Genomic DNA, 13,474 nt, shown 5'->3' with positions numbered 1-13,474 from the left:
GGCACTTGGGGGCCCAACGGGTGTACGGCGTGGCCGCACAGCAGGCAGGGGGGTCGTCACGGGCCTACATTGGAGCTGACGTCAGCGCACCCCTCCCCAGGCCCGGAGCCGTCAGATGCCGGTCACCACTCCTGCCGCACCCACCTCCGTCGCCGGAACCGCCCTGCCGCAGGACTTCGGCGCCCTGCTCCGGGAGGACCCGGAGATCGCCGCCGTGCTGCTGGGGGAGCTGCACCGGCAGTCGAACAGCCTGCAGCTGATCGCCGCCGAGAACTTCACCTCGCCCGCGGTCCTCGCCGCCCTCGGCTCACCGCTCGCCAACAAGTACGCCGAGGGTTACCCCGACGCCCGCTACCACGGCGGCTGCGAGCAGGCCGACGCCGCCGAACGCATCGCCTGCCGGCGGGCCACCTCGCTCTTCGGCGCCGAACACGCCAACGTCCAGGCGCACTCCGGCTCCTCCGCCGTCCTCGCCGCGTACGCGGCCCTGCTGCGCCCCGGCGACACGGTGCTCGCGATGGGACTTCCGTACGGCGGACATCTCACCCATGGCTCGCCCGCCAACTTCTCCGGCCGCTGGTTCGAGTTCATCGGTTACGGGGTGGACTCCGAGAGCGGCCTGATCGACTACGAGCAGGTGCGCACCCTGGCCCGTGCGCACCACCCCAAGGCGATCGTCAGCGGCTCGATCTCGTACCCCCGCCATCCCGACTACGAACTGTTCCGGGAGATCGCCGACGAGGTGGGCGCGTATCTCATCGCCGACGCCGCGCACCCGATGGGGCTGATCGCCGGGGGAGCGGCTCCGAGCCCCGTCCCGTACGCCGATGTGGTCTGCGCGACCACGCACAAGGTGCTGCGAGGTCCGCGCGGCGGGATGATCCTGTGCGGTGCGGAGCTGGCCGAGCGGATCGACCGGGCGGTCTTTCCCTTCACCCAGGGCGGTGCGCAGATGCACACGGTCGCCGCGAAGGCCGTCGCGTTCGGGGAGGCGGCCACTCCGGCGTTCACGGCGTACGCCCATCTGGTGGTGGCCCATGCCCGGGTGCTGGCCGCAGGTCTGGAGGCCGAGGGCTTCGAGGTCACCACGGGCGGCACGGACACCCACCTGATCGTCGCGGACCCGGCCCCGCTGGGCGTCGACGGACCCACCGCCCGCGCCCGGCTGGCAGCGGCGGGCCTGGTGCTGGACACCTGCGCGCTTCCGTACGGGGACACCCGGGGCATCAGACTCGGCACCGCGGCCGTCACCACCCAGGGCATGGACGACGCCGACATGGCACGGCTGGCCGTGCTCTTCGGAGCAGCGGTACGTGAGGAGAGCGACATCCGCGCCGAGGTTCAGGAACTGGCCCGGAAATATCCGCCCTATCCGGGGTAGACGTGGTCCGTGCAACCATCGGCCCGGCCTCTGTGTCCTCAACCATGAGCCCGACGTAGTTAAGGTGTGGGCTGAGATGGCCGGCGAAATCTATGGGGCAGCCCGTGCGTGATTACCTGCTGACGCTCTGTGTCACGGCCGCGGTTACCTATCTGCTGACCGGCCCGGTGCGAAAGTTCGCCATCGCGGTCGGGGCGATGCCCGCGATCCGTGCGCGTGACGTCCACCGAGAACCGACACCGAGGCTCGGTGGCATCGCCATGTTCGGCGGACTGTGCGCCGGACTGATCGTCGCGGATCATCTGTACAACCTCGACGGCGTCTTCCAGCTCTCCAGCGAACCGCGGGCGCTGCTCTCCGGGGCCGCGCTGATCTGGCTGATCGGCGTGCTGGACGACAAGTTCGAGATCGACGCACTGATCAAGCTCGGCGGGCAGATGATCGCCGCCGCTGTCATGGTCATCCAGGGCCTGACGATTCTGTGGCTGCCGATCCCCGGCGTCGGCACCGTCGCGCTCACCCAGTGGCAGGGCACGCTGCTCACGGTCGCTCTGGTCGTCATCACCATCAACGCGGTCAACTTCGTCGACGGCCTGGACGGTCTCGCGGCGGGCATGGTGTGCATCGCCTCCGCGGCGTTCTTCCTGTACACGTACCGGCTCTGGTACGGGCACATGATCGAGGCGGCGGCCCCCGCGACGCTCTTCACGGCGATCCTGATGGGCATGTGCCTGGGCTTTCTGCCGCACAACATGCATCCGGCCCGGATCTTCATGGGCGACTCGGGCTCGATGCTGATCGGCCTGGTGCTGGCGGCCGGTGCGATCTCGGTCACCGGGCAGGTCGACCCGGACACGATGAAGCTCTTCGCCGGCAGTGAGCGCGAGGCCACCCACGCGATGCTGCCGGTCTTCATCCCGCTGCTGCTGCCGCTGACCATCATCGCGATCCCGGCCGCCGACCTGGTGCTGGCGATCGTGCGGCGTACGTGGAACGGCCAGTCGCCGTTCGCGGCGGACCGCGGCCATCTGCACCACCGGCTGCTGGGGATCGGCCATTCGCACAGCAGGTCCGTGCTGATCATGTACTTCTGGTCGGCCCTGATCGCCTTCGGCGCGGTCGGCTACTCCGTGCACTCGGCGTCCCTATGGATCGTGCTGGTGGTCATGGGGCTGAGCGCGCTGGGCCTCGTACTGCTGCTGATGCCCCGCTTCACCCCGCGGGCGCCGCACTGGGCGGAACGCTTCGTACCGCCCCGCTACCGCCGTCGCCGCAGCAAGGACGAGGCACCCGAGGCGGAATCCTCACCGGCGCCCGAGACCCAACAGGGGCCGCTGGAAACGCAGATGGGGCAGGAGGGTCACGAGCTCCAGGAGCGGGCCCCGATCGTCGTGGGAGTCTCCGGCGTCAACGGGGCGACTGCGATCGGCCCCCGTTCGCGTCTTTCGGACAGAGATAAGGCCGATTCCGCGCGCTGACGATTCGGTCACCGAGGGGCAATACCAGACAAGACGTTGCGTTGTCTTGCTCACACGCGCAGGTTCACTCTCACGTGTGACAGCAAGCACACTTTCTTGGTAAAGACCTCATCAAATAGTTTGTGATACCGTTCACTAAGCCCGGTGACGGAGCCGAAGGACCTGAGTAGCGCGGTCCATTGGCCCGAGGCATCGCCTCGGACCGGGCCTACGCTCGTCCATGACGACACACTGCCCACCCCCTGCAAGCGGAGCTGCCGCCATGCCGTCCAACGACGTCCGGACTCTCCTCCAGACCGCCGTACCCACCGCTGTCGCCGGCGCTGTTGCCGCCGCCATCAGCGGTGGCGTTGCCGGTGGCAAGGGAGCCCTGGGCGCGGTCGTTGCGACGATCGTGGTGATCCTCTTCATGGGGATCGGGCTCATGGTCCTGCAACGGACCGCGAGGTCTCTGCCTCACCTGTTCCAGGCGATGGGGCTGATGCTGTATACGGCTCAGCTTCTCCTGCTGTTCATTTTTGTCGCCGCATTCAAGAACACCACGCTGTTCAACCCGAAGGCCTTCGCGATCACGCTGGTCGTGACGACCCTCGTGTGGATCGGCGCACAGGCGCGTGCGCACATGAAGGCCAAGATCCTTTACGTCGAACCCGAGTCCGACAAGGGCGAAAAGCCCAAGAACACGGGGTCGAAGACGTGAAGGGTAGGGGCGGAATAAGTGCAAGTCCAGGACCCTGCTATCGTCCGGTTCCAACTGCGGCACTGCGGGCGCGGGCATGTGAGCTGACGCCTGCTCGATCGCGAGGCTCAATGCCTGACTGCCGCTCACACATCCGTAACACCAGTCCAGTGCCGAACCGCGGCTGCGCGCCGCGCCGACACAACGAGGTTGCCGTACCTATGCGCCACGCTGAAGGAGCCCGCGGTGAGTGCTGACCCGACACAGGTGCTCGCCTTCGAGACCGATTGCCACATCTTCGACGGTTGTGGTTTCCCGGCACCCGGCCTGCACTCGTTCCTGTTCGAGCCCCTCTGGGGCGACGCGGACAGCAACCTGTACTTCAACAAGCCGATGCTGCTGGCCCTGCTCGGCTCGGTCGTCATCGTCGGCTTCTTCTGGGCCGCCTTCCGGAAGCCGAAGGTCGTCCCGGGCAAGCTGCAGATGGTTGCCGAAAGCGGCTACGACTTCATCCGCCGCGGCATCGTGTACGAGACGATCGGCAAACGTGAGGGCGAGAAGTACGTCCCGCTCGTTGTCTCGCTGTTCTTCTTCGTCTGGATGATGAACCTCTGGTCGATCATCCCGGTCGCTCAGTTCCCGGTGACGTCGATCATTTCGTACCCGATCGTGCTGGCCTTGATCGTGTACGTCCTGTGGGTCAGTCTGACCTTCAAGCGGCACGGGTTCGTGGGCGCCTTCAAGAACATCACCGGCTACGACAAGTCGCTCGGCGCGGTGCTCCCGCTGGCCATGCTCATCGAGTTCTTCTCGAACCTGCTGGTCCGCCCCTTCACCCACGCGGTGCGACTCTTCGCGAACATGTTCGCCGGTCACACCCTCCTGCTGCTGTTCACGATCGCCAGCTGGTACCTGCTCAACGGCATCGGTATCGCTTACGCCGGTGTCTCGTTCGTGATGGTCATCGTGATGACCGCGTTCGAGCTCTTCGTCCAGGCGCTTCAGGCGTACGTCTTCGTACTCCTGACCTGCACCTTCATCCAGGGCGCGCTCGCCAAGCACCACTGAGCATCTCGCGCTCCGACCCTTATTCGTCCGGTGGCCAACCCCCACCGGTCCTTGAAAGAGAAGGAAGACTGGCATGTCCCAGACCCTCGCCGCTGTCACTGGCGACCTGAAGGCTCTCGGCTCCATCGGTTACGGCCTCGCCGCCATCGGTCCCGGCGTCGGCGTCGGCATCATCTTCGGTAACGGCACCCAGGCTCTCGCCCGCCAGCCCGAGGCCGCCGGCCTCATCCGCGCCAACCAGATCCTCGGCTTCGCCTTCTGTGAGGCGCTCGCCCTGATCGGTCTGGTCATGCCGTTCGTCTACGGTTCCTGATCTTCAGGCCGACGGACAGTAAACCGAGACGAAAGGCACTGATGTGAACCCCCTGGTTCAGCTCGCGGCCGAAGAGACGGAAAACCCGCTCTTCCCGCCGATCCCTGAGCTCGTCATCGGCCTCATCGCCTTCCTGATCGTCTTCGGCTTCCTCGCCAAGAAGCTCCTCCCGAACATCAACAAGGTTCTGGACGAGCGTCGCGAGGCCATCGAAGGCGGTATCGAAAAGGCCGATGCGGCCCAGACCGAGGCCCAGAGCGTTCTTGAGCAGTACAAGGCTCAGCTCGCCGAGGCCCGTCACGAGGCCGCGCGCCTGCGCCAGGAGGCGCAGGAGCAGGGCGTTGTGATCCTGCAGGAGATGCGGGCGGAAGGCCAGCGGCAGCGCGAGGAGATCATCGCTGCCGGCCACGCCCAGATCGAGGCAGACCGCAAGGCTGCGGCTTCCGCGCTGCGCCAGGACGTGGGCAAGCTCGCCACCGACCTGGCCGGCAAGCTCGTCGGCGAGTCCCTTGAGGACCACGCCCGGCAGAGCGGCACCGTCGACCGTTTCCTCGACGAGCTCGAGGCGAAGGCCGAGGCTGTCCGATGAACGGCGCGAGCCGCGAGGCACTGGCTGCCGCACGTGAGCGTCTCGACGCGCTGACCGACAACACGTCGGTCGACGCGGCGAAGCTCGCCGAGGAGCTGGCCGCCGTAACGGCGCTGCTCCAGCGCGAGGTCTCACTGCGGCGGGTCCTGACCGACCCGTCGCAGGCCGGCGAGGCCAAGGCCGAGCTGGCCGGACGACTGCTGCGCGGTCAGGTGGGCGGCGAGACCGTCGACCTGATTTCCGGCATGGTCCGCTCCCGCTGGTCGCAGTCGCGTGACCTGGTCGACTCGGTCGAGGAACTGGCGAACATCGCAGACCTCACCGCCGCCCAGCGCAGCGGAGACCTGGACGACGTCGAGGACGAGCTGTTCCGGTTCGGCCGGATCGTCGCCTCCGACAAGGCGCTGCGCGCCGCGCTCACCGACCGGTCGGCGTCCGTCGCCGCCAAGAGGGAGCTGCTGCACAGCCTGCTCGGCGGCAAGGCACGGCCCACCACCGAGCGCGTCGTCGTGCGCCTTGTGACTCAGCCGCGTGGACGTAGCCTGGAAGCGGGACTCGAGTCCCTCTCCAAGCTCGCCGCGGAGCGCCGGGACCGCATGGTCGCCGTGGTCACCTCGGCAGTGCCGCTGAGCGATCAGCAGAAGCAGCGCCTCGGCGCCGCACTGGCGAAGATCTACGGACGGCCGATGCACCTGAATCTCGATGTGGACCCCACGGTCCTCGGCGGGATCGCGGTGCGGGTCGGTGACGAGGTCATCAACGGCACCATCGCGGAGCGTCTCGACGAGGCGACCCGTCGCATGGCCGGCTGACCAGCGCAGCGCAGCAACAGAACAGAGCAAGACCAGCGGCCCGGTTGGGCCGTGCAGAAATTGCAGAAGATTCCTGGGGGTCGGCCCCCAGACCCCCTTAAGAAACTTCGGGCCCAACAAGGAGAGCAGGGAACCCAGATGGCGGAGCTCACGATCCGGCCGGAGGAGATCCGGGACGCGCTGGAGAACTTTGTCCAGTCGTACAAGCCGGACGCGGCCTCGCGCGAGGAGGTCGGTACGGTCAGCGTTGCCGGCGACGGCATCGCGAAGGTCGAGGGTCTTCCCTCGGCCATGGCGAACGAGCTGCTGAAGTTCGAGGACGGCACCCTCGGTCTCGCCCTCAACCTCGAGGAGCGCGAGATCGGTGCGATCGTCCTCGGCGAGTTCAGCGGCATCGAAGAGGGCCAGCCGGTGCAGCGCACCGGTGAGGTGCTCTCCGTCGGCGTCGGCGAGGGTTACCTCGGCCGCGTCGTCGACCCGCTCGGCAACCCGATCGACGGTCTCGGCGAGATCGCGACCGACAGCCGTCGCGCCCTCGAGCTGCAGGCCCCTGGCGTCATGGTCCGTAAGTCGGTGCACGAGCCGATGCAGACCGGCTACAAGGCCGTCGACGCCATGGTGCCGATCGGCCGCGGCCAGCGTCAGCTGATCATTGGTGACCGTCAGACGGGTAAGACCGCTCTGGCCGTCGACACGATCATCAACCAGCGCGACAACTGGCGCACGGGCGACGTGAACAAGCAGGTGCGCTGCATCTACGTCGCCATCGGTCAGAAGGGCTCCACCATCGCCTCCGTGCGCGGTGCCCTCGAAGAGGCCGGCGCGCTCGAGTACACGACCATCGTCGCCGCCCCGGCGTCCGACCCGGCCGGCTTCAAGTACCTGGCGCCGTACACCGGTTCGGCCATCGGTCAGCACTGGATGTACCAGGGCAAGCACGTCCTGATCATCTTCGACGACCTCTCGAAGCAGGCCGACGCCTACCGCGCCGTGTCGCTTCTGCTGCGCCGTCCGCCGGGCCGCGAGGCCTACCCGGGCGACGTCTTCTACCTCCACTCGCGTCTGCTGGAGCGCTGCGCGAAGCTCTCCGACGACATGGGCGCCGGTTCGATGACGGGCCTCCCGATCGTCGAGACCAAGGCGAACGACGTGTCGGCGTTCATCCCGACCAACGTCATCTCCATCACCGACGGCCAGTGCTTCCTGGAGTCCGACCTGTTCAACGCCGGCCAGCGTCCGGCCCTGAACGTCGGTATCTCGGTCTCGCGTGTCGGTGGCTCCGCCCAGCACAAGGCCATGCGACAGGTCTCCGGCCGACTCCGTGTCGACCTCGCCCAGTACCGCGAGCTGGAGGCGTTCGCCGCCTTCGGTTCCGACCTGGACGCGGCTTCGAAGGCGTCGCTGGAGCGCGGTAAGCGCATGGTCGAGCTGCTGAAGCAGCCGCAGTACCAGCCGTACCCGGTCGAGGAGCAGGTCGTCTCCATCTGGGCCGGCACCACCGGCAAGATGGACGACGTCCCGGTCGAGGACATCCGTCGCTTCGAGAGCGAGCTGCTGGAGTACCTGCGCCGTGAGCGCAAGGACCTCCTGACCAGCATCGCCGAGGGCGCCAAGATGTCCGACGACACGCTGCAGTCGGTCGCCGACGCAGTCGCGGCCTTCAAGCAGCAGTTCGAGACCTCGGACGGCAAGCTCCTGGGCGAGGGCTGATCGATGGGCGCTCAGCTTCGCGTTTACAAGCGCCGCATCCGCTCCGTCACCGCCACGAAGAAGATCACCAAGGCGATGGAGATGATCGCCGCCTCGCGCATCGTCAAGGCGCAGCGCAAGGTGGCGGCCTCGATGCCGTATGCCACCGAGCTGAACCGTGCGGTCACCGCGGTGGCGACCGGTTCCACCACCAAGCACCCGCTGACCACCGAGGCCGAGACTCCGGCACGGGCCGCGATCCTGCTCGTCACGAGCGACCGCGGCCTGGCCGGCGGTTACTCCTCCAACGCCATCAAGGCCGCGGAGCAGCTGACCGAGCGGCTGCGCGGTGAGGGCAAGGAGGTCGTCACGTATGTGATCGGCCGCAAGGGTGTCGCCTACTACGGCTTCCGCGAGCGCAAGATCGCGGAGTCGTGGACCGGCTTCACCGACAGCCCGACGTACGCGGATGCGAAGCGGGCCGCTGCCCCGATGATCGAGGCGGTCACCAAGGAGACCGCCGAGGGCGGCGTGGACGAGCTGCACATCGTCTTCACCGAGTTCGTCTCGATGATGACGCAGAACCCGGTGGACGACCGGATGCTGCCGCTCAGCCTCGACACCACGAAGGAGGAGGACGGCAAGGGAGAGATCCTGCCGCTCTTCGACTTCGAGCCGTCGGCGGAGGACGTCCTGGACGCCCTGCTTCCGCGGTACGTCGAGAGCCGGATCTACAACGCACTGCTGCAGGCCGCTGCTTCCGAGCACGCTGCCCGCCGTCGCGCGATGAAGTCGGCCACCGACAACGCCGGGGAGCTCGTCAAGAGCCTCTCCCGGCTTGCCAACGCGGCCCGCCAGGCCGAAATCACCCAGGAAATCAGCGAGATCGTCGGTGGTGCCAGTGCACTGGCCGACGCGACCGCGGGGAGTGACAAGTAATGACGACCACAGTTGAGACGGCCGTTGCCACGGGCCGCGTCGCCCGGGTCATCGGCCCGGTCGTCGACGTGGAGTTCCCCGTCGACGCGATGCCGGAGATCTACAACGCGCTGACCGTCGAGGTGGCCGACCCGGCCGAGGACGGCAAGCTCAAGAAGCTGACGCTCGAGGTCGCCCAGCACCTCGGCGACGGCGTGATCCGCGCGATCTCGATGCAGCCCACCGATGGTCTGGTCCGCCAGGCCCCGGTGACGAACACGGGTTCCGGCATCACGGTGCCGGTCGGCGAGATGACCAAGGGCAAGGTGTTCAACACCCTTGGTGAGATCCTGAACAAGCCCGAGGCCGAGTCCGAGGTCACCGAGCGCTGGCCGATCCACCGCAAGGCGCCCAGCTTCGACCAGCTCGAGTCCAAGACCGAGATGTTCGAGACCGGCGTCAAGGTCATCGACCTTCTCACCCCGTACGTCAAGGGTGGAAAGATCGGTCTGTTCGGTGGTGCCGGTGTCGGCAAGACCGTTCTGATCCAGGAAATGATCTACCGCGTCGCCAACAACCACGACGGTGTGTCGGTGTTCGCGGGCGTCGGTGAGCGTACCCGTGAGGGCAACGACCTCATCGAGGAGATGCAGGACTCGGGCGTCATCGACAAGACCGCCCTTGTCTTCGGCCAGATGGACGAGCCCCCGGGCACCCGTCTGCGGGTCGCGCTTGCCGGTCTGACCATGGCGGAGTACTTCCGCGATGTGATGAAGCAGGACGTGCTCTTCTTCATCGACAACATCTTCCGGTACACCCAGGCCGGCTCCGAGGTGTCCACCCTGCTCGGCCGTATGCCGTCCGCGGTGGGTTACCAGCCGAACCTGGCCGACGAGATGGGTCTGCTGCAGGAGCGGATCACGTCGACCCGCGGTCACTCGATCACCTCGATGCAGGCGATCTACGTCCCCGCGGACGACCTGACCGACCCGGCTCCGGCCACCACCTTCGCCCACCTCGACGCGACGACGGTTCTCTCCCGTCCGATCTCCGAGAAGGGCATCTACCCGGCCGTGGACCCGCTGGACTCCACGTCCCGGATCCTGGACCCGCGCTACATCGCGAAGGACCACTACGACACCGCCATGCGGGTCAAGGGAATCCTGCAGAAGTACAAGGACCTCCAGGACATCATCGCCATTCTCGGTATGGACGAGCTCGGCGAGGAGGACAAGCTCACCGTCTTCCGCGCCCGTCGCATCGAGCGCTTCCTGTCCCAGAACACCCACGTCGCCAAGCAGTTCACCGGCGTGGACGGTTCGGACGTTCCGCTCGACGAGTCGATCGCCGCGTTCAACGCGATCGCCGACGGTGAGTACGACCACTTCCCGGAGCAGGCGTTCTTCATGTGCGGTGGCATTGAGGACCTCAAGGCCAACGCCAAGGAGCTCGGCGTCTCCTGAGCCCCTGGCTCACCGAGGGGGGTGGGTGCGTCCCGCCCCCCTCACCACGCCCCGTAGAATTGACCCAACACCCGGCCTCAACGGCCGGGTGGTGACCCGAGGAGCCACCCTTGGCTGCTGAGCTGCACGTCGAGCTGGTCGCCGCGGACCGCAGTGTCTGGTCCGGCGAGGCCACCCTGGTCGTCGCGCGCACCACGTCCGGCGACATCGGCGTCATGCCCGGTCACCAGCCGCTTCTGGGTGTGCTGGAATCGGGCCCGGTGACGATCCGTACGAGCGACGGCGAGACCGTGGTCGCCGCTGTGCACGGCGGTTTCATCTCGTTCGCGGACGACAAGCTCTCGCTGCTCGCGGAGATCGCGGAGCTGGCGGACGAGATCGATGTCCAGCGCGCCGAGCGTGCGCTGGAGCGTGCGAAGTCGGACACGGACGCCGGCTCCGAGCGGCGCGCCGAAGTGCGACTGCGTGCGGTGGCGGCGCGCTAGCGCACCGCGACAACGTAGCTTTACCCTCAGCCGCGGCCCGAGCTGGAGACCACTCCAGACCGTGCCGCGGCTGAGGCGATGCAGGTGCGGTTATGGCGGTATCCGTTACTCGACGATGCGAGGAGGTCGGTGGAGATGTTCCTCGCGCTGTGGGTGGGCGGGCTGGTCGTCGCACTGGTCGCGGTTGGTCTCTTCGTCTTCGGTCTGCGCCGGCGGCTGATTCAGCGCTCCGGTGGGACCTTCGACTGCAGCCTGCGATGGAATGTGCCGGAGGAGCCCGATCTCTCGGGCAAGGGCTGGGTGTACGGGGTAGCCCGGTACAGCGGCGACCGGATCGACTGGTTCCGGGTCTTTTCGTACGCTCCCCGCCCGCGCCGGGGGCTGGAGCGCTCCGCGATCGAGGTGGTTGCCCGTCGGCTGCCCGAGGGCGAGGAGGAGCTGGCGCTCCTGTCCGACGCCGTGGTGCTCGGTTGTCTCCATCGTGGGACCCGCCTGGAGCTGGCCATGAGCGAGGATGCGCTGACCGGGTTCCTCGCCTGGCTGGAGGCGGCTCCGCCCGGCCAGAGGGTGAACGTGGCCTGAGCGCCCGTACAGGGACGAACGAAATCCGGGGAGACAGGGAGCGGACCTGTCTCCCCGGCTGCTTTTCGGGGTTGTGCGCGGTGCTGAGCGGGGGCTACTTCAGACCGTTGTTGATCGCGCTGACGAGCTCACCGTTGGTGGTGTCACCGCTGAACTCCCAGAAGAACGCGCCTCCCAGGCCCTGGCCCTTCGCCCAGGTCATCTTGGACGCGATGGTGGCCGGGGTGTCGTAGCTCCACCAGTTGGTGCCGCAGTGCGCGTACGCCGTACCGGCGATCGTGCCGGTGGCCGGGCAGCTGGTCTTCAGGACCTTGTAGTCCTCGATGCCCGCCTCGTACGTGCCGGGGGCCGCACCGGTGGCGGTGCCGCCGGGCGCGTCCTGGGTGACACCGGTCCAGCCGCGGCCGTAGAAGCCGATGCCGAGGAGCAGCTTCGAGGCGGGGACGCCCTGGGCCTTCAGCTTGGCGATGGCATCGGCGGAGTTGAAGCCGGCCTGCGGGATGCCGCTGTAGGAGGTGAGCGGGGAGTGCGGGGCGGTCGGGCCCGTTGTTGCCCAGGCGCCGAAGAAGTCATACGTCATCACGTTGTACCAGTTCAGGGACTGGGCGGCGCCGGCGTAGTCGGTGGCGTCGATCTTGCCACCGGTGGAGGCGTCGGCGGTGATGGCGGCCGTCACCAGGTTGTTGCTGCCGAACTTCGTGCGCAGCGCCGAGGTGATGCCCTTCAGGGCGGCCGGGCCGCTGGTGTCACAGGTCAGACCACAGGCGTTGGGGTACTCCCAGTCGATGTCGATGCCGTCGAAGACATCGGCCCAGCGGGGGTCCTCGACCAGGTTGTAGCAGGAGTTGGCGAAGGCGGTGGGGTTCTGCGCGGCCTGGGTGAAGCCGCCGGACCAGGTCCAGCCGCCGAAGGACCAGAGGACCTTGAGGCCCGGGTGCTTCTTCTTCAGCTCGCGCAGCTGGTTGATGTTGCCGGCCACCGGCTGGTCCCAGGTGTCGGCGGTGCCGTCGACGCTGGAGGCCGCGTCGTAGGTCTTCTGGTAAGCGGCGTAGGCGTCGCCGATCGCGCACTGGCCGCCGGTGACGTTGCCGAAGGCGTAGTTGATGTGCGTGATCTTGGCCGCGCTGCCGCTGGTCTCCAGGTTCTTGACGTGGTAATTGCGGTCGTAGACGCCCCACTCGGTGAAGTAACCGAGCTTGACCTTGCTGCCGGGGTCGGGGTTTCCCCCACCGCCCGTGGTGTGTACGGCCACCGAGGCACTGACCGGGCCCGTCTGGTCGGCGGTGTCGCGCGCCTGGATCGTGTACGAGTAGTCGCTGCCGGCGGTCAGCCCGCTGTCGGTGTAGGTCAGGCCGGTGACCGTGGTGACCTTGTTGCCGTTGCGCAGCACGTCGTAGTTCTTGATGCCGTTGTCATCGGTGGCAGCTGTCCAGGTGAGCTTCACGCCGGTGTCGGTGATGTTGCTCGCGGCCGGAGTGCCGGGCGCGGAGGGGGCGTTGTCGCCGGGAACGCTGCCGCCGTCGCAGGAGGCGCCGTTCAGCTTGCAGCCGGTGGGGGCGCCGGTGCCGGTGCCGTTGAAGCCGAAGGAGACGCTGGCGCCCGGTGCGACCGAGCCGTTCCAGCCGACGTTCTTGGCGGTCCAGTGGGTTCCGGAGCTGGTGACGGTGGCGTCCCAGGCGGAGCTGACCGCGGTGCCCGACGGGAAGTCCCACTCGATGGTCCAGGAGGAGAGGGCGGTGGTGCCGGTGTTCTTCACCGTCCACTGGCCCTCGAACCCGGTGCCCCAGTCGGACTTCTTGAGGTACGTGGCGGTTGCCGAGGTGGCGGCTTCGGCGGGGGAGGCCAGGCCGACCATCGCGGCGAGCGGAAGCAGCAGTGCGGTGAGGCCCGCGACCGCTCTGGATCTGGTGGCTCTTCCGGTCCCGAGTCTGAGTCGGGTCCGGCGTAGGGGGGTTTCAGTGCTCAACGGTGCTCCTCGGGTGAGGTCCGGACAAACGGGGGTGGTCCGTGGACTGCA

Annotated in this window: 13 protein-coding genes; 12 read left to right on the top strand and 1 reads right to left on the bottom strand. The window is 67.5% G+C overall.

Annotated features, from left to right (window positions below; translation table 11 throughout):
• Nucleotides 1–115: 115 nt before the first annotated feature.
• From glyA to ACGFU7_RS11355, 12 genes are all read left to right on the top strand, one after another.
• Nucleotides 116–1,381 carry a serine hydroxymethyltransferase gene (gene glyA, locus ACGFU7_RS11410; RefSeq protein ID WP_393694548.1) on the top strand — a complete coding sequence of 422 codons (1,266 nt, stop codon included), beginning with the start codon at nucleotides 116–118 and terminating at the stop codon, nucleotides 1,379–1,381.
• Nucleotides 1,382–1,473: 92 nt separating this feature from the next.
• The gene (locus ACGFU7_RS11405; RefSeq protein ID WP_393694546.1) at nucleotides 1,474–2,859 is read left to right on the top strand and encodes an MraY family glycosyltransferase; all 1,386 of its coding nucleotides are present in this window, start codon (nucleotides 1,474–1,476) and stop codon (nucleotides 2,857–2,859) included.
• 262 nt (nucleotides 2,860–3,121) lie between these two features.
• On the top strand, nucleotides 3,122–3,559 hold the full coding sequence (locus tag ACGFU7_RS11400; protein ID WP_393694544.1) for a hypothetical protein: 438 nt from the start codon (nucleotides 3,122–3,124) through the stop codon (nucleotides 3,557–3,559).
• 210 nt (nucleotides 3,560–3,769) lie between these two features.
• The gene (gene atpB, locus ACGFU7_RS11395; RefSeq protein ID WP_393694908.1) at nucleotides 3,770–4,606 is read left to right on the top strand and encodes a F0F1 ATP synthase subunit A; all 837 of its coding nucleotides are present in this window, start codon (nucleotides 3,770–3,772) and stop codon (nucleotides 4,604–4,606) included.
• Between the two features lie 73 nt (nucleotides 4,607–4,679).
• Nucleotides 4,680–4,919: an ATP synthase subunit C gene (locus ACGFU7_RS11390; protein ID WP_005311859.1), complete on the top strand. Its 240-nt coding sequence runs from the start codon at nucleotides 4,680–4,682 to the stop codon at nucleotides 4,917–4,919.
• 43 nt (nucleotides 4,920–4,962) lie between these two features.
• Complete coding sequence (locus tag ACGFU7_RS11385) at nucleotides 4,963–5,508, top strand: F0F1 ATP synthase subunit B (protein WP_393694542.1); 546 nt, start codon at nucleotides 4,963–4,965, stop codon at nucleotides 5,506–5,508.
• Nucleotides 5,505–6,320, top strand: a complete 816-nt coding sequence (locus tag ACGFU7_RS11380) for a F0F1 ATP synthase subunit delta (RefSeq protein WP_393694540.1) — start codon at nucleotides 5,505–5,507, stop codon at nucleotides 6,318–6,320. Before ACGFU7_RS11385 ends, ACGFU7_RS11380 begins: the two co-directional genes overlap by 4 nt.
• Before the next feature lie 138 nt (nucleotides 6,321–6,458).
• A complete protein-coding gene (gene atpA / locus ACGFU7_RS11375; RefSeq protein WP_393694538.1) occupies nucleotides 6,459–8,030 on the top strand; it encodes a F0F1 ATP synthase subunit alpha in 1,572 nt (523 codons plus the stop codon).
• A gap of 3 nt (nucleotides 8,031–8,033) precedes the next feature.
• Nucleotides 8,034–8,948 (top strand): F0F1 ATP synthase subunit gamma, encoded by a 915-nt coding sequence (locus tag ACGFU7_RS11370; RefSeq protein WP_393694536.1) that lies wholly within the window; start codon nucleotides 8,034–8,036, stop codon nucleotides 8,946–8,948.
• Complete coding sequence (atpD, locus tag ACGFU7_RS11365) at nucleotides 8,948–10,390, top strand: F0F1 ATP synthase subunit beta (RefSeq protein ID WP_393694534.1); 1,443 nt, start codon at nucleotides 8,948–8,950, stop codon at nucleotides 10,388–10,390. Before ACGFU7_RS11370 ends, atpD begins: the two co-directional genes overlap by 1 nt.
• A 110-nt stretch (nucleotides 10,391–10,500) precedes the next feature.
• Nucleotides 10,501–10,875: a F0F1 ATP synthase subunit epsilon gene (locus ACGFU7_RS11360; protein WP_393694532.1), complete on the top strand. Its 375-nt coding sequence runs from the start codon at nucleotides 10,501–10,503 to the stop codon at nucleotides 10,873–10,875.
• A gap of 135 nt (nucleotides 10,876–11,010) precedes the next feature.
• Nucleotides 11,011–11,457, top strand: coding sequence for a DUF2550 domain-containing protein (locus ACGFU7_RS11355; protein WP_393694907.1), 447 nt, complete (start codon nucleotides 11,011–11,013; stop codon nucleotides 11,455–11,457).
• Between the two features lie 94 nt (nucleotides 11,458–11,551).
• Here ACGFU7_RS11355 and ACGFU7_RS11350 read toward each other — a convergent pair whose 3' ends face one another.
• The gene (locus ACGFU7_RS11350) at nucleotides 11,552–13,423 is read right to left on the bottom strand and encodes a glycosyl hydrolase family 18 protein (RefSeq protein ID WP_393694530.1); all 1,872 of its coding nucleotides are present in this window, start codon (nucleotides 13,421–13,423) and stop codon (nucleotides 11,552–11,554) included.
• Between the last annotated feature and the right edge of the window lie 51 nt (nucleotides 13,424–13,474).

The sequence above is a fragment of the Streptomyces sp. NPDC048473 genome, assembly GCF_043200155.1.
Classification (GTDB): domain Bacteria; phylum Actinomycetota; class Actinomycetes; order Streptomycetales; family Streptomycetaceae; genus Streptomyces.
Note: the sequence above shows the minus strand (reverse complement) of the source record. Positions and strands in the feature narration are given on the sequence as shown.

Excerpts from the sequence above, each read along its gene's own strand:
- ACGFU7_RS11380 (WP_393694540.1), top strand. The coding sequence starts at position 5,505 with ATGAACGGCGCGAGCCGCGAGGCACTGGCTGCCGCACGTGAGCGTCTC.
- atpD (WP_393694534.1), top strand. The coding sequence starts at position 8,948 with ATGACGACCACAGTTGAGACGGCCGTTGCCACGGGCCGCGTCGCCCGG.
- ACGFU7_RS11355 (WP_393694907.1), top strand. The coding sequence starts at position 11,011 with ATGTTCCTCGCGCTGTGGGTGGGCGGGCTGGTCGTCGCACTGGTCGCG.
- glyA (WP_393694548.1), top strand. The coding sequence starts at position 116 with ATGCCGGTCACCACTCCTGCCGCACCCACCTCCGTCGCCGGAACCGCC.
- ACGFU7_RS11405 (WP_393694546.1), top strand. The coding sequence starts at position 1,474 with ATGGGGCAGCCCGTGCGTGATTACCTGCTGACGCTCTGTGTCACGGCC.
- ACGFU7_RS11370 (WP_393694536.1), top strand. The coding sequence starts at position 8,034 with ATGGGCGCTCAGCTTCGCGTTTACAAGCGCCGCATCCGCTCCGTCACC.
- ACGFU7_RS11390 (WP_005311859.1), top strand. The coding sequence starts at position 4,680 with ATGTCCCAGACCCTCGCCGCTGTCACTGGCGACCTGAAGGCTCTCGGC.
- ACGFU7_RS11400 (WP_393694544.1), top strand. The coding sequence starts at position 3,122 with ATGCCGTCCAACGACGTCCGGACTCTCCTCCAGACCGCCGTACCCACC.
- atpA (WP_393694538.1), top strand. The coding sequence starts at position 6,459 with ATGGCGGAGCTCACGATCCGGCCGGAGGAGATCCGGGACGCGCTGGAG.